Origin of the sequence: Sediminibacterium sp. (genome assembly GCF_051861365.1) — a bacterium.
In the GTDB taxonomy this organism is placed as follows: domain Bacteria; phylum Bacteroidota; class Bacteroidia; order Chitinophagales; family Chitinophagaceae; genus Sediminibacterium.
In genome coordinates, this window is record NZ_JBHYCW010000003.1 from 47,471 (window position 1) to 71,484 (window position 24,014).

General features: G+C 38.5%; 19 protein-coding genes. 9 read left to right on the forward strand and 10 right to left on the reverse strand.

Annotated features, from left to right (window positions below):
• Nucleotides 1–24: 24 nt before the first annotated feature.
• Both ACTIEV_RS01895 and mqnB read right to left on the reverse strand, forming a co-directional pair.
• On the reverse strand, nucleotides 25–861 hold the full coding sequence (locus ACTIEV_RS01895) for a 1,4-dihydroxy-6-naphthoate synthase (RefSeq protein WP_322197156.1): 837 nt from the start codon (nucleotides 859–861) through the stop codon (nucleotides 25–27).
• Between the two features lie 105 nt (nucleotides 862–966).
• The gene (mqnB, locus tag ACTIEV_RS01900) at nucleotides 967–1,635 is read right to left on the reverse strand and encodes a futalosine hydrolase (RefSeq protein WP_322197155.1); all 669 of its coding nucleotides are present in this window, start codon (nucleotides 1,633–1,635) and stop codon (nucleotides 967–969) included.
• Nucleotides 1,636–1,807: 172 nt separating this feature from the next.
• On the opposite strand from mqnB, the gene ACTIEV_RS01905 reads away from it, so the two are divergent.
• From ACTIEV_RS01905 to fabD, 5 genes are all read left to right on the forward strand, one after another.
• Nucleotides 1,808–2,215 carry a 6-pyruvoyl trahydropterin synthase family protein gene (locus tag ACTIEV_RS01905; RefSeq protein ID WP_322197154.1) on the forward strand — a complete coding sequence of 136 codons (408 nt, stop codon included), beginning with the start codon at nucleotides 1,808–1,810 and terminating at the stop codon, nucleotides 2,213–2,215.
• A gap of 399 nt (nucleotides 2,216–2,614) precedes the next feature.
• Nucleotides 2,615–3,055 carry a 6-pyruvoyl trahydropterin synthase family protein gene (locus ACTIEV_RS01910; RefSeq protein WP_439515963.1) on the forward strand — a complete coding sequence of 147 codons (441 nt, stop codon included), beginning with the start codon at nucleotides 2,615–2,617 and terminating at the stop codon, nucleotides 3,053–3,055.
• The gene (folE, locus tag ACTIEV_RS01915; RefSeq protein ID WP_322197152.1) at nucleotides 3,018–3,737 is read left to right on the forward strand and encodes a GTP cyclohydrolase I FolE; all 720 of its coding nucleotides are present in this window, start codon (nucleotides 3,018–3,020) and stop codon (nucleotides 3,735–3,737) included. Before ACTIEV_RS01910 ends, folE begins: the two co-directional genes overlap by 38 nt.
• 115 nt (nucleotides 3,738–3,852) lie before the next feature.
• Nucleotides 3,853–5,562, forward strand: a complete 1,710-nt coding sequence (locus ACTIEV_RS01920) for a TPR end-of-group domain-containing protein (protein ID WP_322197151.1) — start codon at nucleotides 3,853–3,855, stop codon at nucleotides 5,560–5,562.
• Nucleotides 5,563–5,637: 75 nt separating this feature from the next.
• On the forward strand, nucleotides 5,638–6,531 hold the full coding sequence (fabD, locus tag ACTIEV_RS01925; protein ID WP_322197150.1) for an ACP S-malonyltransferase: 894 nt from the start codon (nucleotides 5,638–5,640) through the stop codon (nucleotides 6,529–6,531).
• 69 nt (nucleotides 6,532–6,600) lie between these two features.
• Here the strand turns inward: fabD and ACTIEV_RS01930 are convergent, their stop codons facing one another.
• Genes ACTIEV_RS01930 through ACTIEV_RS01940 form a run of 3 tightly spaced genes read right to left on the reverse strand, consistent with a single transcriptional unit; the run spans nucleotide 6,601 to nucleotide 10,167 of the window.
• A complete protein-coding gene (locus ACTIEV_RS01930; protein ID WP_322197149.1) occupies nucleotides 6,601–7,050 on the reverse strand; it encodes a GNAT family N-acetyltransferase in 450 nt (149 codons plus the stop codon).
• Nucleotides 7,051–7,068: 18 nt separating this feature from the next.
• Nucleotides 7,069–8,889, reverse strand: coding sequence for a serine hydrolase (locus ACTIEV_RS01935; protein ID WP_322197148.1), 1,821 nt, complete (start codon nucleotides 8,887–8,889; stop codon nucleotides 7,069–7,071).
• A gap of 54 nt (nucleotides 8,890–8,943) precedes the next feature.
• Entirely contained in the window at nucleotides 8,944–10,167 is a 1,224-nt protein-coding gene (locus ACTIEV_RS01940) for a trans-sulfuration enzyme family protein (RefSeq protein WP_322197147.1), read from the reverse strand.
• Between the two features lie 53 nt (nucleotides 10,168–10,220).
• Between ACTIEV_RS01940 and ACTIEV_RS01945 the strand changes: the two genes are divergently transcribed.
• Complete coding sequence (locus ACTIEV_RS01945; RefSeq protein ID WP_322197146.1) at nucleotides 10,221–10,715, forward strand: DinB family protein; 495 nt, start codon at nucleotides 10,221–10,223, stop codon at nucleotides 10,713–10,715.
• A gap of 58 nt (nucleotides 10,716–10,773) precedes the next feature.
• On the opposite strand, the gene ACTIEV_RS01950 is transcribed toward ACTIEV_RS01945, so the two are convergent.
• From ACTIEV_RS01950 to ACTIEV_RS01960, 3 genes are read right to left on the reverse strand one after another with little or no spacing between them, the layout of a single operon-like run.
• Complete coding sequence (locus ACTIEV_RS01950; protein WP_322197145.1) at nucleotides 10,774–11,772, reverse strand: beta-ketoacyl-ACP synthase III; 999 nt, start codon at nucleotides 11,770–11,772, stop codon at nucleotides 10,774–10,776.
• Nucleotides 11,765–12,190: a type II toxin-antitoxin system VapC family toxin gene (locus ACTIEV_RS01955; RefSeq protein WP_322197144.1), complete on the reverse strand. Its 426-nt coding sequence runs from the start codon at nucleotides 12,188–12,190 to the stop codon at nucleotides 11,765–11,767. The genes ACTIEV_RS01950 and ACTIEV_RS01955 overlap by 8 nt, the downstream gene beginning before the upstream one ends.
• On the reverse strand, nucleotides 12,191–12,442 hold the full coding sequence (locus tag ACTIEV_RS01960) for a DUF6364 family protein (protein WP_322197143.1): 252 nt from the start codon (nucleotides 12,440–12,442) through the stop codon (nucleotides 12,191–12,193).
• 65 nt (nucleotides 12,443–12,507) lie between these two features.
• Between ACTIEV_RS01960 and ruvA the strand changes: the two genes are divergently transcribed.
• Both ruvA and sprA read left to right on the forward strand, forming a co-directional pair.
• Nucleotides 12,508–13,095, forward strand: coding sequence for a Holliday junction branch migration protein RuvA (gene ruvA / locus ACTIEV_RS01965; RefSeq protein WP_178887140.1), 588 nt, complete (start codon nucleotides 12,508–12,510; stop codon nucleotides 13,093–13,095).
• Between the two features lie 38 nt (nucleotides 13,096–13,133).
• Nucleotides 13,134–20,459, forward strand: coding sequence for a cell surface protein SprA (sprA, locus tag ACTIEV_RS01970; RefSeq protein WP_439515964.1), 7,326 nt, complete (start codon nucleotides 13,134–13,136; stop codon nucleotides 20,457–20,459).
• Nucleotides 20,460–20,547: 88 nt separating this feature from the next.
• Here the strand turns inward: sprA and ACTIEV_RS01975 are convergent, their stop codons facing one another.
• Both ACTIEV_RS01975 and ACTIEV_RS01980 read right to left on the reverse strand, forming a co-directional pair.
• Nucleotides 20,548–21,891: an ABC transporter permease gene (locus ACTIEV_RS01975; RefSeq protein ID WP_439515965.1), complete on the reverse strand. Its 1,344-nt coding sequence runs from the start codon at nucleotides 21,889–21,891 to the stop codon at nucleotides 20,548–20,550.
• Nucleotides 21,892–21,926: 35 nt separating this feature from the next.
• On the reverse strand, nucleotides 21,927–22,862 hold the full coding sequence (locus ACTIEV_RS01980; protein WP_439515966.1) for an ABC transporter ATP-binding protein: 936 nt from the start codon (nucleotides 22,860–22,862) through the stop codon (nucleotides 21,927–21,929).
• Between the two features lie 147 nt (nucleotides 22,863–23,009).
• On the opposite strand from ACTIEV_RS01980, the gene ACTIEV_RS01985 reads away from it, so the two are divergent.
• Nucleotides 23,010–24,011, forward strand: coding sequence for a zinc dependent phospholipase C family protein (locus tag ACTIEV_RS01985; RefSeq protein ID WP_322197139.1), 1,002 nt, complete (start codon nucleotides 23,010–23,012; stop codon nucleotides 24,009–24,011).
• Nucleotides 24,012–24,014: the final 3 nt, after the last annotated feature.

Below are 24,014 nucleotides of genomic sequence, written 5' to 3' on the forward strand. Positions count from 1 at the left end.
AACAATAAAATAAATAAAAAAGTATCAACGGTCAGATAAGAAAATGGGAGATATTGCTTTGTTTACAAAATCAGGCTGTGCAATATGCATCAAGGTAGTAACGGCTTGTTTTCCGGGAGTGCCCAAATCGATCGAAAACTCATTTACATAAAGATCAATGTGCTGTCGCATCACAGCTTCACTCATTTCCTGTGCATGTGCTCTAACATAATTGGATACTTCCGGATAATGTGCAAATGCATACTCCACACTTTTTCTAATCAGCTCATTGACTTGTAAAGCAATACTATCTATTATTCTGTGATGCGCTACAATACCCCCAAGTGGTATTGGTACTCCTGTTTGTTTTTCCCAGTAATCACCCAAATCCAATATTTTATGTAGTCCTTTCTGTTGATAAGTGAATCTGTTTTCATGGATGATGACGCCAGCGTCAACTTTTCCGCATATAACCAGTTCTTCAATTTCATGAAATACATGAAAGCTTTTTTCTTGGGCAAAAGGGAACGCCATTGAAAAAAGTAAGTGTGCGGTGGTATTGACACCCGGTATTGCAATTTTCGCATGGCTAACTTGTTCTATTGTAAGTGTCGGATCCTTTGTTATTAATAAAGGTCCTACTCCTTTACCTAGTGCGCCGCCACTGTTTAAAACTGTATACTGCTGTAAAACCAAAGGCAGTACACCATAGCTTATTTTCGATATATCTAATTTTCCCTCGATGGCCCATAGGTTCAAGGTTTGTACGTCTTCCATTACTACATCAAATGAAATACCACCCGTATCAATTTTACTATTGACCAGTGCATCAAAAATAAAAGTATCATTCGGACAAGGGGAGAAGCCGAGGGTGAGTGTCATGGGGCAAAGTTAGTTGATAGGTGATAGATAACAGTTGACTGTTGATAGTTGACAGTAAGAAATTTATTCACTAAACTGTCAACTATCAACTGTCATCTGTCAACTCTATTTTATCTTATACAACCTATCCACATACTTCACCAACACTTCATTCAATGCTTCAATCGCTTCTTTCATTTTCCAGTGGGCTTTGTTGCGTTCGCCTATGTAATTGGAGATGGCTCTGATTTGGATAAATGGAATATTGGCTTCCCGACAAATAAAATGTAAAGCTGCACCTTCCATAGATTCTACAACAGCACCATATTTCTTTTTGAGTTGTTCAATTCTGCTTGGTTGGGTGCTGATTTGGTTCACCGTAATGCCAGTTAGTTCAGGAAGCTTTAGTAGGTTATAGGTGCTAAGCCAGGGATTGGGTAATTTTCTTTTTTCAAATGGATGATAATTGCTTTTTTCCAGTTTCAAATCAAATAGATCTTTCCATTTACCGTCTTCCTCAACACCCACATCACCCAAAATTTCTTCTTTTACCACCACTACTTTCCCGAGGGGCATGTTGGAGTCAAAGCAACCTGCAATGCCTGCTTGTATAATCAGATCGGGCTTTTCTTCAGATACCAGACGGGTCAATGAAACAGCACTTGCCAGCATCCCAACACCGGATTGATGAAACCTTACTTTCAGTCGCTGACTTTCGCCCGTATAGAGTGTATTCATATTTACAAAAACGGGCATCCATTCTCCGATAGTTGCGGCTGTAATGATAATTCGCATGAAAACTGTTTAATAGATATAGTAGTATAAAAATACTAAGGATTGCATTGAGTTGATCATTTGATTTTAGGGTTTGCTATTTGTAAATCAATGATTTATGCATTTGTAGGTCAGTACATGCAAGGAGTTACAAGTCAACTTCATTACCTTTGCCGAAATTTTCGGAGCTAGCATGGTCTATTTAACGCGACAAGAACATTTTAACGCTGCCCATAAACTATACAATCCACGTTGGTCGAAAGAGCGGAATGAGGAGGTTTTTGGTGTATGTGCCAATGAGAATTGGCATGGACACAATTATGATTTATATGTAACGATCAAAGGCAATCCTGATCCGGATACGGGGTTCTTGTATGATGTTAAAAAGCTCAGTAAACTCATTAAAGAGCATGTAATTGATAAGCTGGATCATAAAAACCTCAATCTGGATGTGGATTTTATGAAAGACCAGCTTTGCAGTACCGAAAACCTCGCCATTGCAATATGGCAACAACTACAGCCGCATCTTCCACAACAGGTTCAGCTTCACTGTATTAAGTTGTATGAGACGCCTAGGATTTATGTTGAGTATTTTGGCTGATAGATCATGGCTTATGGTATATGGGTTTTGTTGAGTAAAGTGGCATCCTAGCCTGTGGATGCACTGGGGCTTATTTATCTGTTTACACTTTCTTGCTCTATTTCTAAACAAAATAACATCTATGCTGTTATTATATCCGTATGTACCTTTGTATTCAGGATGTCGAACATACCTGAATCATAGGTAGGATATAAAATTGGACCATGGTCCATGGACAAGAAGACATTCAAGCTCTGTTACCAATGTATAGGCTCTCGAACTGTCAGGCCACTTGATCAGCACACTTCTGAAACAGTGCCAGACCATTGATAACTGAATCACTTGATAATTAAATGTAAATGAACACCTGGGTTATTGCCGTTGAAGTGTGCGACGCAACGGAAGATGAACAGGTATCTGATGCCGGTTTCAAAATGGCATAAAATAATGGAGAATAAAGTAGCGGTATACAGGAAGGAACATTTTAATGCGGCACATCGTTTGCACAATTCAAATTGGTCTGTAGAAAAGAACAAGGAAGTGTTTGGTTTGTGTAATAATGCCAACTTTCATGGACACAATTATGAACTAATTGTAAAAGTGAGTGGTGTTCCGAACCCTGAGACGGGTTATGTGTTGGACATGAAAGTGCTGAGTGATCTTATTAAAGAAGAAGTATTAAACAAATTCGATCATAAAAATTTAAATCTGGATACAGTTGAGTTTGCAACACTCAATCCTACTGCAGAAAATATTGCCGTAGTTATTTACAATTTGTTGCGTGCTAGGCTGGATAAGGAATTGGACTTAAAAATCAGGTTGTATGAAACAGAACGAAACTTTGTTGAATATCCGGCTTAACGGAGAACAAATTGAATTGAGTGATATGCATATAGATGATATGGGAGATGATCATATCAGTACATCGGTAGAGACGCCGATGAGAGCTGATGCTTTTGAAAAAACAGATGAACAGAAAATCGCTGAGATTGAAGCACATTTTCGTGCCATCATGGAAACCCTAGGACTGGATTTGACGGATGATAGCTTGAAGGGAACACCTCGTCGTGTAGCAAAAATGTATGTGAAAGAAATCTTTCAGGGATTGAATCCCGCCAATAAACCGGCCATTGCATTGTTTGATAACAAGTATAAGTACAATGAGATGTTGGTCGAAAAGAATATTTCTTTCTACAGCAACTGTGAACACCATTTTGTACCCATCATTGGTAAAGCGCATGTTGCTTATATCAGCAATGGCAAAGTGATTGGATTAAGTAAGCTCAACCGATTGGTAGAATATTTTGCAAAACGTCCGCAAGTGCAGGAAAGATTAACCATGCAAATCGGAAAAGAGTTGCAGAAGGATCTGGGTACAGAAGATGTTGCGATTGTAATTGACGCAAAACACCTTTGTGTCGCCAGTCGGGGAGTGGAAGATGATACTTCTTCAACCATCACCGCCTTTTATGGTGGAAAATTCAAGGAAGAAAAGACAAAGCAAGAATTTTTGAAATATCTGGAATTGAAAACAGAGTTTTAATTAAAAAGAGATGGAGTAAGAAAGCAGCGAAAGCTGCTTTTTTTGTTTAAAATACCCTCAAATAGGTACTTTTTTCGTTTGAATAAGCGATACTTTTATCCTAAAATCTCAGGTTATGATACGCATAACAGTAAGACTCTTTTCGATAACTGTTTTTTTATTGGGTTCCTATTTGGCTATTGGACAAACATCTGCCGACTATAATAAACAAGCAAGAACGGCTAACGAAAAGGGTGACAATGATGGCATCATCAATGCTGCAACTTTATCATTGAATGTTGCTTTGAATGGAGAAGCATATTGGTGGAGGGCAATTGGATATAAGAATAAAAAGAACTATACCTTGGCAATCAGTGATGCTACTAAGGCAATGTCTTATTATACGAATGACAATTCATCAACAGGGAGGCTTTACGAGCTGAGAGCGAATGCTTATTATGAATTAGGTGATTATGATTATGCGGTTGACGACATGGAAAAGATGAGAGATAATTACGGCTTTTCGAAAAATAAAACCTTCCTAGAAAAGCTAGTTTTAGGTTATGTACAACTTCAAGAATTTGACAATGCCGTTTCAACTTACTCTGATATCATTAAACTTACAACGAGTTATATAGAGCTGTCTGATTTATATTTCAAAAGAGCCCTTGTAAAGAATAAAGATCTTTCTTATACGATCAAAGAAATTATGGATGATTTAGATGTATCCATAACAAAAAACAGACAAAATATTGAAGCCCTTTATGAACGGGGGGTAATGCACCTTGATAATAAGCGTTATGCGCTTTGTAAAACGGATATGTTGGAAGTTGTTAGGGTGCTCGATGGTAAAGCAAAAAATACTAATGATACACTAATGCTGGCTTCCAGTCATCTTGTACTTGGAGCTATTTATTATGACAATAAAAATTATGATGAAGCCAAAGCTAGCTATGTAAAGACGTTAAAATATAATAACAAAAGTGGCTTTGCTTTTTGGAATTTGGGGAGAATTAGATCTGAAATTGATAAAGACTATGAGGCCGCTACTGCAGATTATAAAAAAGCTATTACGTTGCTCACAACAAATACTGATAGGGTAAACTGTTATATAGATTACTATTTACACGAAAGAAGATATTTAAAATTTAATAAAGCAATGGAGGTAATTGATGCTGCAATAATCATTTCTCCAAATGATGCCACTCTTTATTGGGATAAAGCCTATCTATATAAACTCAAAAATGATAAGACGGAGGCTTTAAGAAATTATAATAAAGCCTTTTCAATCGGACTGAAAGATTCAACACAAAGAGCAGGGTTTTATCTGGAGAGAGGTCAGTTTAAACTTTCGAACAACGATCCTCAAGGCGCTTTATTGGATATACAAAATTCAATTGCATTAAGACCGGGATATAATAATTACAAAGCATTAGGAGATGTATTTAAAATAGGCATGAAACAAACTGAGCTGGCAAATGGGAATTATCAAAAAGCCATGAGTTATACGATTTCAGGTACACAAAAAAAAGATACATCATCTAACTATGCTTATGCAGCAGCAGCTATGGGTGATAAAGTAACAGCTGAACGTTTTATTAAAAAAATGATCATTGATGCGAGTGCTAAAATTGGTGCTTTAGCAGACGAGTACCATAATGCAGCATGTATTTATACTACCCTAGGTAATTTTTCGAAAGCATTTGAATATCTGGAACTTTCATTACAGGCGGGTTACAACAGTTTTGAACATATGTTGCATGATGCAGATCTTGAACCATTGTACAAATTACCTGAATATAAAAACTTACTTGTCAAGTATAAAGTTCCGGTACCGGTATATTAAGTGTAGCTTTCTATAAAAATAAATTTGGGATATCATCAGGATTAGGTTTTTTTGCGTTTAGTTAAAATAAGGATTATGAACAAGCATGCTTATATATTTCCGGGTCAGGGCTCACAGTTCAGTGGAATGGGGAAAAACCTGTATGAGTCCAACGCATCAGCAAAAAGGTTATTTGAAAATGCCAATGATATCCTTGGTTTCCGTATCAGTGATATCATGTTCAATGGTACTGATGAGGAATTGAAGCAAACCAATGTTACACAACCTGCAGTTTTTTTACATTCTGTTGTTGCGTACAGAACCATTGAAGCGCCAACGCCTCACATGGTAGCAGGTCATTCATTGGGTGAGTTCTCGGCTTTAGTGGCTAATCAAACACTGAGTTTTGAAGATGCTTTACAACTGGTAAGTATACGAGCGAAAGCAATGCAGAAAGCCTGTGAATTGGTTCCATCCACGATGGCAGCTGTACTAGCTTTAGAGGATGCTAAAGTAGAAGAGATCTGCGCAGCAGTTCAGGCAGAAACCGGAGAAGTGGTAGTAGCAGCAAACTATAATTGCCCCGGACAATTGGTTATCAGTGGTTCTGTAAAAGGAATTGAAATTGCTTGTGAAAGAATGAAAGCAGCCGGTGCCAAACGAGCATTGGTTTTACCGGTGGGTGGTGCTTTTCATAGTCCACTCATGGCTCCTGCCAGAGAGGAATTGGCGGCAGCTATTGAAGCTACTACCTTTCATCAGCCTATTTGTCCTGTTTATCAGAATGTAGCAGCAGCAGGTATTACCCAACCCGAACTCATCAAACAAAACCTTATTGATCAATTAACCGGTGCCGTTAAATGGACACAAAGTGTTCAAGCCATGGTAGCAGATGGCGCCACTAACTTCACAGAAGCAGGTCCGGGTAAAGTATTACAAGGGTTGGTGCAGAAAATTTATAAGGAAGCAGTGGTGGAAGGAGTGAGCTAAGGATAAGTTGATAGTTGACAGAAATTTTTTTTCTCTTCTGTCAACTGTCAACTAACATCTGTCAACTCTCTAAATGTCCAAGGTCCCATTCACCCATTCAGGATCCAAAGTTGCGTTGTACTTTTTATAAAAATTAATGGCAGGTTCATTCCAATCCAATACTTGCCAAACCATTCGCTTGAATCCTTTTTCTTTTGCTTCTTCTATCAAACGGTCAAACAGTAGTTTTCCGGCACCTTGTCCACGTAGTCTTTCTGTCACGAGAAAATCTTCCAGATATAAACATTGTCCTTTCCAGGTACTATAACGAATATAATACAATGCGAAGCCTTCCACTTTTCCATCAAATTCGGCTACAAATGCCCACCATACAGGGTTTTCACCAAAACCACTTGTTTCAAAATGTTCAAGTGTAACCGTTACTTCTTCTGGAGCTTTTTCATATAAAGCCAATTCATGAATCAACTCTAGTAGTCTAGCGCAATCTCTTCTTTCTGCTCTTCTGATCTGAATATTCATACTCAATCGATAAATGCTTTATTTTTTTCTTTTTGCAACAAAGTTCCCATTCGGTTGCTGAAATGTGAGTTGTGACACATCAGTTCCATTCACATCAAATGCCACAAAGTATCCGTTTAAAATTTTAATGGCAAATCTGTTGTTTTCTATGGCTGATAATTCATATTCCGGTTGACCAGGTATCAATGCGAACAGTGTATTATTTTTCACAGATATTTTCACAACTGCACTTCCAAGTTCATACTCTCCTACAAATTTCTGGAGTTCATCAGCAGAAGTTTTAACGGTTCTTGGTGTTTTTTTGAACGATAGATGATCAATTGTTGGTTCAAGTTTTAGAGAAAGTGAATTGATATCACCTGATCCATTCATAAAGAACTGAAAACGTAACTGACTTTTTTCTGTTGTATCCGGTTTACCACTCTTCCCAACATTATAAGGTTGGAATACATCGTAGTGAAAATGTTTCAGCCATGCAGGATCATTGTCATAAATATGTACAAACAATGAATCATTTTGCTCTATTACTTCCAAGCTTCCATAGCCTGGATGAGTATAGATTCCTTCATATCCTTTGAGTGTGTGTGAAGGCTTTGTGTTTTTTTGTTGATTGGAGCTGACAGTTTTTTCGGCAGCTTTATCAGCTTCTTTGGCTTTTTTATTTGCTTCAAGAATATCCTTGTTCCAATCAAAGAAAGGGAGTTTCAATAAACGGTCTGCCATCATATTACGTACAATAGCAGTAACAGAGGATGCATTTTGATTCGTTAAAACAATGATTCCGATACTGTCAGTTGGGAAGAAACTGGTGCTGGCAGAGAATCCATCAATGTTGCCGCCATGTTCTACTCGATAATGCCCTTTATACGATGAGAGTGACCAACCCATTCCATAGCTTGAAAAAAATACATCAGGTCTGTCTTTTGTTGGTATTCCGGGTCCAGATACCATTTGAGCAGACATCGCATTACTAATATAACCAGCTGGTATGATCTCTTTTCCTTGATAATTACCTCTGTTGATCCAAGTGATTACCCATTTGGCCATTTCATTCACACTGCTATTGATGCTGCCCGCAGGTCCCATTGCCCCAATATTGTAATAGTCAAGCTTGTCAATGATACTATCTTTTTTTAAGCCATATCCAATAGCAGCATCTTCGTCTTTCATAAATTCATCAATGGTCAAATTGCTTCTTGTCATTCCCAACGGTTGAAAAATTCTGGATTTGATATTTTCTTCCCAGCTTTTACCGGTTATTTTTTCTGCGATCATTCCCTGAGTCAAGAACATAAAATTGTTGTATTGCCATCTTTCGCGAATACCAAATGTTGGCTGCTGGTATCGTATTCTTTGTAAGAGACTATCCCTTGATTTTGTTTTGAACAGGTACCATGAAAAATCATGTCTTGGCAATCCTGTGCGGTGACTCATCATATCACGGATGCTAATATGTTTATCCATGTCTTCATTGTAAAACTTCAAACCAGGTAAATACTTTATAGCAGGCTCATCAAAATCTATTTTATGATCTTTTTGAAGAATGCCTAATAATGAGGAGGTAAAGGCTTTGGTACAGCTTCCAATAGCAAAAAGCGTATTGGGTGTTACCGGTAATTTTTTCTCATAATCACGATAACCAAATCCTTTGGTATAAATGATTTTGTCTTTTTCTACAACGGCAACTGCAAACCCAGCTGCTAACTGATCTTTTAAAACACGCTCAAAAATGGTATCCAAACCTGTAAAACGATCTTGCTGAACAGCAGGTAGGGTCTTCTTTTGTGCATAGGTAACAGAGGTGAAAACTGTTACGGCCACCAATAGAAATTTTCTCATATGGTTGTTTTTAAAGATTATCAGTCTCAGAACTACAATTTTTATTACAATAATTTATTGTAATGCTTGATCCAGATCACGAATAATATCTTCTATATTTTCAATGCCAACACTCAAACGAATCAAGCCATCTGTAATGCCATATTTAAGTCTTTCTTCTCTTGGAATTCCAAAATGACTCATACTGGCCGGGTGAGATACCAATGTATCTACGGTGCCCAATGAAATAGCTCGTACGCACATTTGTAATTGGTTGATGAATTGTTTGCCTGCATCAAGTCCGCCTTTTAATTCAAAGCTCATCACTGCTCCGGGCAATCTCATTTGTTTTTTACAGAGCTCGTGATCCGGATGCGAAGAAAGACCGGTAAAATTTACTTGAGCAATTGCCGGGTGTTTTTCCAGAAAAGCTGCAACAGCCTGCGCATTGGCACAATGTCTTTCCATTCTGATCTCCAGTGTTTTCATTCCCTGTGCCAATAAAAAAGCATCGAAAGGATTACTGTTACCACCCAGTAATACATGCCATTTCCAAACAGAAGTTCTCATTTTTTCTAGATCCTTACCTAAAAGCACTCCACCAATAGCAGTGCCATGTCCATTCAAAAATTTAGTAGTGGAGTGAAATACATAATCAACTCCAAATTTGAAAGGCTGTTGTAAGTAAGGAGTAGCGAAAGTATTGTCAACACTAACGATTACATTTTTAGTCTTGGCAATTTTTGTCACAGCAGCAATATCTACACATTGTATAGTAGGATTAGCCGGTGTTTCAATATGTACAAGTTTGATCTGTGGATGTTGTTGTAAAGCTTCTGACACAAGATTCAAACTCCGCATATCTACAATGATCACTTCAATACCGGTAGCTGCTAATACTTTGGTCATCAATTCTTGTGTACCACCATATAATGAATAGTGCGATAATATTGCGTCTCCGGCCTTTAAATTACTTAGAAATAATGTAGACATCGCTGCTTGTCCGCTCGAGTGCAGTAGTGCTTTTAACTGCAAAGGCTGTCCATTATCATCTTTCAAACCAAAGGCTTCCAGTGCTGCAATGGTTTCTTCTGCAGCTGTAAAAGTGGGATTACCCCAGCGACTATATACCCGGGTCTTATCAGTACCTGCAAAACGATCCATGCCGTCTTCTGCTGTATCAAACGTAAATGTAGAGGTAGCAAAAATGGGTGTCAGGTGTGCATCTTCGGCATTTTTATGTCCCGCAGCATGCATGGCCGTTGAACTGATTCCTTTTAATAAAAATTTTTCAGACATTCTTTGTAAATTGAAGGGATAATAAATTCTGTACCATCAAATGTAAGACGAAAATGAAGCAAATACTACTCTCTTACACGGCCTATGAAGGATGGGCCAATGAACAACTGCTGAATTTGGCAGTACAGTTATCACCAGAAGAACAAAATCGCGAGATCGTGAGCAGTTTTTCTTCTTTGCACAAAACCTTTTTGCATATGTGGGATGCATCCAGTGCCTGGTGGCAAAGGGTACAAATGCATGAAAATATTGTCATGCCTAGTTTGACTTTTCATCCGAGTATGAAAGATATTAGTAATGGCTTATTACATCAAAATAAACAATGGGAACAATTTGTTGAACAAGCAACAGAAGATATGTTGGCTGCTTCATTACCGTATAAGAATATGAAGGGACAAAGTTTTCTTCAGCCTTTATCTGATATCATCATTCATCTCACAAATCATGGTACCTATCATCGCGGACAAGTGACCACCATTTTGCGACAGCTAGGTGCGGAGAGAATACCGCAGACGGATTATATTGTGTTTAAGAGGCAAGGAGGTTAGTAGGTGAAAAGTGAAAGGTGAAAAGGTTTTTTTCTTTTCACATTCACTTTTCACAGAGCTATTCTCCATCATATCCCCACTTCACCCAAGTAGCGCCCCAGGTAAATCCACCGCCAAATGCTGCCAGTACAATATTATCGCCCTTCTTTAATTGTTTTTCCCAATCCCATAAGCATAGCGGTAAAGTTGCTGCGGTCGTATTTCCGTATTTCTGAATATTGATCATTACTTTCTCCTTGGGTAGTCCCATACGATTGGCAGTTGCATCAATGATACGTAGGTTAGCCTGGTGTGGAACCAGCCATGAAATATCATCACCTGTTAATCCATTGCGTTCTAACAATTCTGCGCTAACATCAGCCATTCCTTTTACAGCAAACTTGAAAACTGCTTGTCCTTCTTGATACGCAAAATGTTCTCTCGCCATCACTGTTTCAACAGTTGCCGGTTTTACAGAACCCCCAGCTTTCATGTGTAGATAATGTCTGCCGCTTCCATCACTTCTCAAAATACTATCCAATACTCCGGTTCCATCAGCAGCAGGTTCTAATAAAACCGCACCGGCGCCATCTCCAAAAATGATGCAAGTAGCGCGATCGGTATAATCAATGATGGCACTCATTTTATCTACGCCTACTACAATTACTTTTTTAAATCTTCCACTTTCAATATACATAGCGCCGGTGGTCAATGCATACAAGAAGCCACTACATGCAGCACTCATATCATATCCCCATGCATTGGTAGCACCTATCTTATCGCAAATGATATTGGCGGTAGCAGGAAATACCATGTCGGGAGTTACGGTGGCGCAGATAATACAATCAATATCCAGTGGACTTAAATTTTTCTTTTTGAGAATTTCCATCACTGCGGGTACAGCCATGTCACTGCTGCCTTTTCCCGGTTCTTTCAAAATTCTTCTCTCTTCAATACCGGTGCGTGTACGAATCCACTCATCATTGGTATCCACCATTTTTTCAAGATCGAAATTGGTGAGTTTGTCTTCGGGTACATAGCCGCCTACTGCGGTGATGCTAGCTGTTATTTTATTCATGATAATTTTTAAATGCGTTTAAAAATTCTTTGGGAGACTGTATAAGTATTTGAGATGATTTGAAATCTTTTTTATCTCTTGTGATTACGGAATGTAAGCCTGTAACAGAAAATGCTGAGGCTATTTGTATGGCATCTTCAAAGTCAGTGATGTCTGAATCAAGCGCTTCCTCAATTGTTCTATTGTCGACAGTCACTGTTGTCAATAAACGATTGAGATCTCTCAAGATTCCTTTAGCAGCCGGCTTACCGGTAAATTTTTGAAGAAAATAACCTATTTGTGTATAACTGATTGCCGAGACAAATCCGTTTATATCTTTTTTGTAAAGAAGTTTAAATATTTCAATTGCATCCTCATCAAAAGGTGCTCTTTTAAGAAGGAAATCAAGGATAATATTTATATCAAGAAACACTTTCATTTAGCGATGCTTCTTCAAAATTTCTTCTTGAATAATTTCTTTATAATCCCTTTTATCATCTGTCTGTACACAACCGTGTAGTCTTTTTAAGAGTGGTGGAAGATCTTCTTCCGGACTTTTAGGTTGCTTTTTTCGCAATCCTCTTAAATATCCTTCAATGATTTTTGATAAGCTCTTGCCTGATTCACGGGCATATGCTTTGGCATCAGCTACAACCGCTTCATCGATCAATAAAGTCAATTTTGCCGACATACGTATAAATTTTCTACAAAGATACGTATAATCTCTAAGCTTTTACCCTTATTTTTGGTAGCATTATGATCGCATTTGTAAGAGGTAAATTTGCTGTTAAAACACCCGCAAGACTGGTGGTAGACGTAAATGGGGTGGGATATGAACTCCAAATTAGCTTGAATACCTATGCGGCAATCGCTAATGTTGAAAACGGACAATTATACACTTATTTACATATTACTGAAAATGCACAAACATTGTTCGGATTTGCCGATATTGCAGAAAAAGAACTATTTCTACAATTAATCAGTGTATCAGGAGTGGGTGCAGCAACCGCCAGAATGATGTTGTCTGGAATGAAACCCGATGAAATCATCAGAGCGATCGTTCAAGGCAATACCAAACAACTGGAAGGAATTAAAGGGATTGGAAAAAAATCGGCAGAAAGATTGATTGTTGAACTGAGAGATAAATTAGGTAAACAATCTATGGAATCTCCAATATCCGGTGGTATTATTATGAATACACCTGACACTGATGCGGTACAAGCCCTGATTGCTTTGGGCATTGGAAGACCGCAAGCAGAACAGGCCATTAAAAAAACAATGTCCATTATACCTGCAGATGCTTCACTGGAACTGATCATCAAACAGGCACTTAAAAATTTATAGTCTATCGCCTACACCTCTACTTAAACAAGTGCACTGCTTTGCGTTTATTGTCTTTTTTTGTTTTTGTATTGCTGCTATTGAGTCATGCCCCTGCATCAGCTCAGCAGCGAGATAGTTTGCGCTATCCTATTAGCGACAGAAGAGGCGATGCTTTGAGCGAGCGAAGTAAGAACCCATTTGACCTTCGAGACACTGCACTGATTAAAAGAACCATTGAATACGATCCTAAGAGAAAACAATATGTCATTGTAGAAAAGGTCGGTAATCGCTACTACAGAATACCAACAAACATGAGTTTTGAAGAGTTCTGGCGTATGCAGGCAAGAGAACAAGAGAGGGCTTACTTCAAAAAAAGAGCAGATGCGATTACATTATTGAATAAAAAAGTACCACGACCTAAACATGAAGTATATACCAGTTTATTTGACCGCATATTCGGATTAAATGATGTAGTCAACAGGTACGCAGGTGATATCAAAAATAGTATTGATGACGCTCGCAATGCAGCCAATGATCTGAATAAACTGAAGATTGATATTCGTCCAACAGGTGATGTGAATATCCTCGCCGGTTATCAAGGACAAAATATCAAAAATCCAACACTACCTGAGAGAGCACGAAAAAATGGTGGATTTGATTTTGATATGAATGCCAATCTAAACGTGAACGCGAATATTGGTAACAAACTAAAATTCCCCATCAACTATAATACACTCTCAAACTTAAACTTTGATAATCAGTTGAAACTTGATTACAAAGGAATGGATGATGAGTTGATCAAAAGTATTGAAGCCGGAAATATTTCTTTTCAATCCAGAGGAACATTAATTCCCAGTGCACAAAATCTTTTCGGTATTAAAACACAATTGCAGTTCGGAAAACTTTTTGTAACAGGTGCTTTGGCAAATCAACGTTCAAGTCGACAATCAGTAGCATTGCAAGGAGGAGCCGCTACGCAAAACTTTCAAAAGCGATTGGATGATTATGAAGAAAACAGGCACTTTCTTTTAGGTCAATATTTCAAGGATAACTTTAATAAAACCATGGCCAACCTGCCGGTCGTAAACTCGCAGGTACAAATTCAGAGAATTGAAGTATGGGTAACCAATAGAACAGGCGCTACTACCGAAGCTCGTGATATCGTTGGTTTGATGGATTTGGGTGAAGCAAGACCTTTTAATCCTGCTGTTACGCCACAAACCAATAATCCACTTCCTTTTAATGGTGCCAATAATTTATATCCTTCTTTGGCGGGTGACCCCAATAGCAGAAATCCTTCTTTTATCAATACATTATTATTGTCGAAAGGATTAAGACCGGTAGATGATTATGAAAAAACATTTGCGAGAAAACTAACCCCTACAGAATACTCTTTCAATCCTCAAGTAGGGTTTATCTCTATCAATACACAACTGCAACCTGATGAGGTTTTGGCAGTTGCATTTCAATATACATACAATGGTAGGGTATATCAAGTAGGTGAATTTTCACAGGATGTGGCTTTGGATTCAACAGGTGGGGTACAGAAAGTTTTATTCTTAAAATTATTGAAAGCTACTTCACAAAGAATTCAACTACCCATATGGGATTGGATGATGAAAAACGTATACTCTTTAGATGTATTTGGAGGTATACAGAGAGAAGATTTTAAACTCAACGTATTGTATGAAGAACCTAGTGGGGGTTTGAAAAGATATTTACCTGAAACTTCTCCGGCTGCTAATGGCCAACCCTTGTTAAGAATTCTGAATTTGGATCGGTTGAACAATCGAAATGACCCGCAACCCGATGGGGTATTTGATTTCATTGATAATTTCACCGTACTACCTCAAACAGGAAAAATTATTTTTCCGGTACTAGAGCCTTTCGGTAGAGATCTGGATACACTTGCATTTGCCGGATTACCCACATCAGTCAAAAATAAATACGTGTATTATGCATTGTATGATTCTATCAAAGCCATTGCACAGACCTATGCAAATTTGAATCGCTTTGTGATGCAAGGGCAGGTGAAAGGAAGTAGCAGCGGCTCAGAAATTTATCTTAATACATTCAATATCCCTCCGGGCTCTGTAACAGTAACTGCTGGCGGACAAATATTAAAAGAAGGAGCTGATTATACCGTAGATTATAATTTAGGGACCGTCAGAATATTGAATGCAGGTATTTTGAACTCGAATGTTCCTGTGAATGTCTCTTTTGAAAACAATGCAGGTTTTGGAATGCAGCAAAGAGGATTTAGTGGATTACGATTGGATTATATCGCCAATAAAAAACTGAGTTTGGGTGCAACCACGGTTCGATTGGGTGAACGACCTTTCTTTACTAAAATGGCATATGGCGATGATCCGATTCGTAATACTATGTATGGACTTGATTTTAGCTACCAGTCTGAATTGCCCGGCTTAACAAGACTGTTGAACAAACTTCCTTTTTATTCCACAAAAGCCACATCAGCGATCAATGCCTATGGTGAAGCTGCTTTTCTAAAACCCGGACACCCGCCACAAATTGGTAGGGGAGAACAAGGGTTGATTTTTATTGATGATTTTGAAGGAACGAGAACCAGTATTGATCTTCGTTTTCCTTTTGTTGCTTGGGCATTGGCATCAACACCTCAAGGCAATACAAAGTTTCCGGAGGCAACACTCACAGATTCTATCGATTACAATTTTAATCGAGCCAAACTGGCTTGGTATAATATTGAACCCAACTTGCAGGATAAAAACAGTAGCAATAACCCATTGCGCAGAAACTTGGCGGAGTTGAGTGATCCGCGTGTGAGACAAGTATTCACCAACGAATTGTTTCCACAGCGAACTACCAATATCACAGATGTACAAGCAGCTACTTTTGACTTGGCTTTTTATCCCACAGAAAAAGGTCCGTATAATTTTGAAACAAGACCTTCGGAGTTTACTGCGAATGGTCGTTTGACAAAACCCGCTAATCGTTGGGGAGGAATTATGCGTGCTATCGATCAAACAGATTTTGAAACTGGTAATATTGAGTTTTTTGAGATTTGGATGCAGGATCCTTTTATTTTGAATCCGGGTAGTAGAGGGGGTAAATTTTTCTTGAACTTGGGAAATGTGAGTGAGGATATATTAAAAGATGGCAAACGTTTTTACGAAAATGGGTTGAATACGCCGAATATACCCGCAGCAGTGGATAGTACAAACACTTGGGGTAAAACACCGGTGAATCCTATTCAGATTACACAGGCATTTAGTAATGATCCAAACGACAGACCTTTTCAGGACGTAGGCTTTGATGGTTTAGATGACGATGCAGAGCGCAGAAAGAAGGGGTATATCTTGAATCGAATCGCACAAAATTATGGCACTTCTTCTCCTGCCTTTATTCAGGCACAAGAGGATTTGGCACGCGATAATTATAAATGGTTCCGTGATAATTCATTTGATCAATTAGGTACGGGTATTTTAGGGCGTTACAAGAATCATAACAACCCACAAGGAAACTCTCCTGTAGCAGTTACCGGTGGTGGACAGTTCACACCCGCTGCAACATTGTATCCTGATAATGAAGATCTGAATCGTGATAACACACTGAATGAGACCGAAGCTTATTATGAATATGAAGTGAATCTTCGTCCGGGTATGGATGTGGGTATTACACCTTATATCACTGATAAGCGAAGAGTAACCGTGAATGCAGCTGATGGTACTACGAAAACAGAAGACTGGTTTTTGTTTAGAATACCCATTCGTGGTTTTAGCAGAAAAGTGGGAGGTATCGCTGATTTTAAATCCATTCGTTTTGCCAGATTATACCTGACAGATTTTGAAGATTCTGTTGTGATTCGTATGGCGAGAATGGATCTGGTACGTAACCAATGGCGACAGTTTAGTTTCAACTTAGATACAACAGGTGCGTACACACCTATCACAAATAATGCTACCACTACTTTTAATACGCTGGCGGTAAATCTAGAAGAAAATAGTAGCAGGCAGCCGGTTAACTACATTATGCCACCGGGTGTTGAACGTGTTCAATTATTGAGCAATAATGGTGTGAATCTCCAACAGAATGAGCAGGCGATGAGTTTACAAGTTCGTAATCTGATCACCGGTGATGCAAGAGCAGTATTCAAAACCTTGAATTTGGATATCAGACAATATGGTAATCTCTCTATGTACTTGCATGCTGAATCTGTACCCGGCCAGCGTCCGTTGCAGGATGATGAGTTGTATGCGGTGGTTCGTATCGGACAAGATTTTTTGAATAACTATTATGAGATCAAAGTTCCTTTGAAAGTAACTGCTCCCGGAAATTATCCGCGCGGACAAGAAGAAAGGGTATGGCCTGCTGCCAATGACTTGAATGTGAGTTTACGTGATTTGATTGATCTCAAACTTCGTAGAAATGAACAAGGGGGAACAGTTACCAATATTTATCGGGAGCGTTTCGGTAATAAAATTTATTCTATTCGCGGTAACCCGAACTTAGGAGAAGTGAGAGGTATATTAGTAGGTGTGGAAAATCCTTATCGTCCTGATGGACCTACACTTAGCTCAGAAGTATGGGTGAATGAATTACGGTTATCTGATTTGGATGAACGTGGCGGTTGGGCAGCATTGGGAAGGGTAGATTTGATGCTGGCAGATCTTGGAACCATGTCTATTTCTGCCAATACACGTTCACAAGGTTTTGGTACCATTGAGCAACGTGTCAACGAACGTGCAAGGGATAACCTGATGCAGTTTGATATTGCTGCCAATATTGATGCAGGTAAATTATTACCCAAGAAAGCCAGATTTTCTCTTCCTGTGTATGCCAGTATTAATCGAACCATACTTACACCCGAGTATGATCCTTTTGATAGAGATGTACGCTACAAAGAAAAATTGAACAACAGTTCCCCAAGTCAACGCGATTCTATTCGGAAGGCAGCTGTTGATCAAACCACCATTCGTACACTCAATTTTACCAATGCCAGATTTCTTCCCGGAGCAAAACAAGGATTGTTGAGTCTGAGCAACTTTGATTTCAATTATTCATTCACTGAGACAGAACAGACAAGTCCGGTCATTGATCAAAATAAAGTCACTAGACATCGGGGGGGATTTGGGTATACCTATAATGCACAAAGCAATTACATAGAGCCATTGAAAAAACTTATTAAATCAAATTCTCCATGGTTTGCATTGGTGAAAGATTTTAACTTCAATCTCAAGCCCTCTTTCCTCAGTTTTAGAACAGATATTCAAAGACAGTTCGGACAATTCATACCTCGTATCGTTAATACGTTTGACAGTAAGGTAGAACGTGTGGATACGACTTACGATAAATATTTTACGTTCGATCGTTTTTATAATCTCCGTTGGGATTTGAGTCGCTCCTTGAACCTTGATTTCTCAGCCGTTAACAATGCTCGTGTAGATGAACCCTTTGGACAGATTGATACGAAAGAGAAAAAAGACTCTGTTCGAAAAAATTTCTTTAAAGGAGGAAGGAATACATTGTACACACAAAAAGCAACACTTACCTATACTTTGCCACTCAATAAATTCCCAATGACCGATTGGATTACTGCAAGGTATGGCTATACTGCAAGTTACAATTGGATTGGAGCCAGTAGATTGGCTTACAACTTAGGTAACACGCTTGAGAACGCACAGGAAAATAATTTTACGGCTCAGTTCAATTTCGCCAGCTTATACGCTAAGTCCAGATGGATGCGCGCACTGGATAATGTACCTGCTCCCAAACAAAAAGGGGATACCACTAAGAACAAAAAGCCACCTTCTAACTTGTTGGGCTCAACACTTTTGCCAAAATCTGTCGCCTTACAAGGACTATTGGGTAAAGACAGAAAAGAAGCGCTTAAAAAATGGAAGGCACAAAGAAGAGATGAACGCATCGCACAAAGATTGCTCCGTGCCAATCAATTACCTGAGTTGGGCGGATTGGAAAGAGCAGGAGGTAAATTATTAACGATGCTGAAGAATGTATCGGTGAATTATTCAGCCAATTACAGAAGCAGGTTGCCGGGTTATATGGATAGTACTCGTTTTCTAGGACAGAATTTTAACAGTATGGCGCCGGGACTTGATTATGTATTTGGTAAGCAGCCCGATACTGCATGGTTGAATAAAAAAGCAGCACAAGGTTTATTATCCAGAGATACAACATTTAACTTCTTATTCAGACAAAGTTTTGAACAACGCTTTGAAATAACTGCACAATTAGAACCTGTTAGAGAATTGATCATTGATTTGAATTTGCAAAAATCATTCACGAAAGATTATTCTGAATTATTTAAGGATACTTTGGGCACCGGAAAATTCAATCACTTGAATCCATTGGCTACAGGTGGCTTTAGTGTTTCTTATGTGGCATTTAATACGCTATTTGGCAAGTTCAATCCCAATGAAATTTCTACTACATTTAAAACATTTGAAAATAATCGTTTAATAGTTTCTCGTAGAGTGGCAGAAGGAAATCCTTATTGGCAGGCACTTCCGGCAGGACAGAAATTTACAGCTGATGGATATGCAACAGGTTATGGAAGGTATGCTCAGGATGTATTGATTCCTTCATTCCTGGCAGCGTATACCAAAAAAGATCCCAATTCGGTTGCATTGATTAAACAATCCAATCCGAATATTTCTGCGAATCCTTTCAGCGGCATTCTTCCAAGACCGAATTGGAGGTTGACATATACAGGTTTAAGTAAGTTGCCTTCATTACAAAAGGTTTTCAATAATATCACATTCACTCATGGATACAGGGGTAGTCTGAGTATGAATAGTTTTAATAGTGCACTCTTATACACAGATCCTTTTAGATTGGGGGGCCCGGCTTTCATAGATACCGTAAGTGGCAATTTTATTCCTTATTTCCTGGTGCCGAATATTACCATGCAGGAAAGTTTTGAACCCTTGATTGGTATTGATGTTACTACCAACGATCAGATGAACCTGAAATTTACCTATAGTAAGGGTAGAAGATTGAGTTTAAGCTTAGTGGATTTCCAATTAAGTGAAACCAGAAATACAGACTGGACATTTGGTTTTAGTTGGAGAAAGCGCGGTATCAATCTTCCTTTCAAATTGCCGGGAGGAAAAGGAAAAAAACTGGAGAATGACCTTACTTTAAAAATAGATATTGGTATGCGTGATGAATCATTGACCAATAGCAGATTAGATCAGAGTAATGCGTATGGCACAGGTGGGGGTAAAGAACTTAAAATTCAACCTTCAATTGATTATATCATCAACAATAGAGTTAACATTCGATTCTTTTTCGATCAAACACGAATAACGCCCTATATTTCCACATCAGCACCAAGTGTAAATACCCGTGCGGGTGTTAGTGTGAGAGTATCATTAGCGCAATAAAGAAATATTAAATACGAAACAGAGCAATAAGCAATAAGAAAATATTATTTCGACTTGCTTATTGCTCTGTTCGTTATTTCCCTGTTTCCTAGTTTTTCTTAATCGCCCATTTCCATAATTCTTTCCAAGTCACTTTCTTGCCATACATCAAGATGCCGGTGCGATAGATTTTACCTGCCAGCCAGGTGGTTCCGAAGAATCCGAGTATCAGGAATAGCATACTTAAGATTAATTGAAAAGTAGAAACACCATCCGGTATACCATGCGCTACTCTTGCCATCATTACAATGGGAGAGGTTAATGGGAACAAACTGCCAAATACTGCTAAACTTCCGTTTGGATTATTAACCGCTTGCATCATGATGACAATTCCGAAAATGATCGGCATCATGATGGGTAATAACAGACTTTGTGCATCCTGCATATCTTCATTAGCGGCACTACCTACTGCTGCAAAAAGAGAAGCATACATAAAGTATCCCCCTAGGAAATAAAAGACAAAGCAACCAACAATGAGTGGGAAGTTGATTTGGTTGAGTCCTTCCATCAATCCTCTGATCATATCCGGTTGCTGTTTGGTAGCATCTACGGCTGCCATCATACCGGGTTGTACAGGTTGTGCCTGCATACCTTCAAATAATTGAGGGAAAAGAGCAGGTATGGCTAGCTGAAGAACAAGTACCAATGCCCCCCAAATCAGGAACTGGATCAATCCAACTGCACCAATACCAATGATTTTACCCATCATGAGTTGGAAGGGTTTTACACTGCTGATGATCACTTCTGCGATACGACTTACTTTCTCTTCTACAACACCACGCATTACCATCGTGCCATAAATAAAGAGAATAATATAGATCATAAAACCGGAAATGAAGCCTACTGCATAACTCACGCCTACTTTGGTTTGGTTTTCTTTTTTACCTGAAGTATTGGCAAAAGTGATCAATTCTTTTTGTGCTTGAATACTATCCAATTGTGCTTTGGAAATATTCATGGATAAGAGTCGTTTTTCTTCCAATGCTTTGCTGACCCTGTTTTCAATTTTTTCACGGGTCATCAGACCTACGGTTTTCGCTGAACGAAACTGTAATGAGTCGTTACTTTGTCCACTGATACTAAATCCGGTAGGTACATACAGATACGCATCATATTCTTTTTGTTCTAATTTTTTATTCAGTGTGGCGGTATCGTCATTGACAAAACTGAAAATAACTTCACTACTTTTTTTCTCATCGATTTTTCCATTGAATACATTGGCCTGATCAACTACTGCTACTTTAAAGTCGCTCGTTGATTTTACAGACATGAAAATGATGACTGCATAAAATGCAAAAATCAAAATGGGTACGCCAATAGTGGTGAGTAAAAAAGTTTTCTTTTGTACCCTAGTGAGAAATTCTCTTCTGGCTACTATAAATATCTTATTCATAAGTTGTGTTGTTAGTGGTTGAATAACAAAGATGATTAATCTACTTTCTGGAATGATCTGGTGAGTGCACTACTACCTTCCACGATGCGAATAAAGATCTCATTGAGAGAAGGCAAAATTTCATGGAAAGATTCAATGGTAGTGCCTTGTTGCAGAAAGTGCATTAATACATCATTACTACGGAAACCTTCATGAATCTTCACCACAAGATCATTAGAATGATCCTCTAGAACAGAGAAGGCATCGCTGTTGGTATTGGTAGGTTTTTCCTGTAAGCGAATCTTGAATTGATTCTCTTTGAATTTTTGTTTGATCTCTGCTACTGAACCATCCAACACTTTTTTACCCAGATTTACCAATACAATATGATCGCAGATTTCTTCTACTTGTTCCATACGGTGGGTACTGAAAATAACAGTAGAACCTCGTTGAGCTAAACCAAATATTTCATCTTTGATCAAATTGGCATTCAATGGATCCAAACCACTAAAGGGTTCATCCAGAATGATCAATTTGGGTTCATGAAGAACGGTGGTTACGAATTGCAGTTTCTGGCTCATCCCTTTACTCAAATCCTCTACTTTCTTATTCCACCAGGTTTCCATCTCTAGTTTCTTGAACCAGTATTTAATTTTCTCCATCGCTTCATTCCTGCTCAAACCTTTTAGCTGGGCCAGATAAAGCGCTTGTTCTCCAATCTTCATCTTCTTGTACAAACCTCGTTCTTCAGGCATATAACCGATCATGCGAATATCATTCAATGGATCAAAAGGTTTGCCATCGAATGTGATCTGTCCCATATCAGGATAGAAAATACCGGTAATCATCCGCAGCAGGGTGGTTTTACCCGCGCCATTCGGACCTAAGAGTCCGAAAATGCTGCCTTTTTCAATGGAGAAACTGATATCATCCACTGCTTTTTGGGTGGCATAATATTTTCTTAATGCCTCTAGTTCAAGGATTTTACTCATATTGAAGTGGTTTGGTCGTGTTCGAATAATGTCGAAATGAAGATAGCAAATCAACAATAACAGGTCGTTAGTAGTAGATGAGGGTGAATTATTACAGTAATTGAACCTGAATCTGCTATTTTCGCGCCTTAAATACGTGAAAACGATATGAATCATCTGCGAAAGAGTAAGATCAGTCTTGTATTGTTGCTGATCCTGATAGTATGTGGAAGCTGGGGTTTTTTAGTCCACAGAACCATCCATCAATTGGCAGTCTATGAATTGCCTGCTGAAATCAGACCTTTTTTCTATAAAAACATAGAAAAAATAGTAGCAGATGCTCCTCGTCCTGATCAAAGACGTAATACCGATAGTACAGAAGCGCCTAAACATTTTATCGATTTAGAAATGTATGGAGAGAATGCAGCGCATGTCATGCCTTTTGATTGGCAGAAAGCTGTACAGCAATATTCAAAAGATAGTTTGGAGAAGTATGGTTATATACCCTATCATGTGATGTACATGAAACAAAAATTAACAGAAGCCTTCCGGCAGAAAAATAAAGACAGTATTCTGTTTTATGCAGCAGATATCGGTCATTATATTGGTGATGCTCATGTACCTTTACATACAACCGTAAACTATGATGGACAATTGACCAATCAAAAAGGTTTGCATAGTTTATGGGAATCGATGATTCCGGAATTGGAAATTGAAGCGTATCAATTGTACTCATCACATAAAGCCACTTACTTAAAAGATCCCGCAGCAGCCATCTGGAAAGCGGTACGTACCGGCTTTGCGATGGTGCCCGAAATGTTGGCTAAAGAAATTGAAGTATCAAAGAATTTCACTGAAGCAACCAAATTTCGTGTACAGATGAGAAGAGGTAGGGAATCAAAAAGCTATTCTACTGAATTTGCAAAAGCTTATGCAGCTTCGTTGAAGCCAAGTATCAACCAAAGGTTATTACAGTCAGCTGATCTGATCGCAGATTTTTGGTATACAGCATGGGTGGATGCAGGTAAACCGGATCTGAAAAATATTACTACCAACTGGACGGATAACGATCAACAACAATTGGATAAAGAACTGGAAGCCTTTAAGAAAAATCAATTATTACAACAGCAGTTATTGATCTCAAGAAAACAGCAGCAGGAAAATAATTAAAAA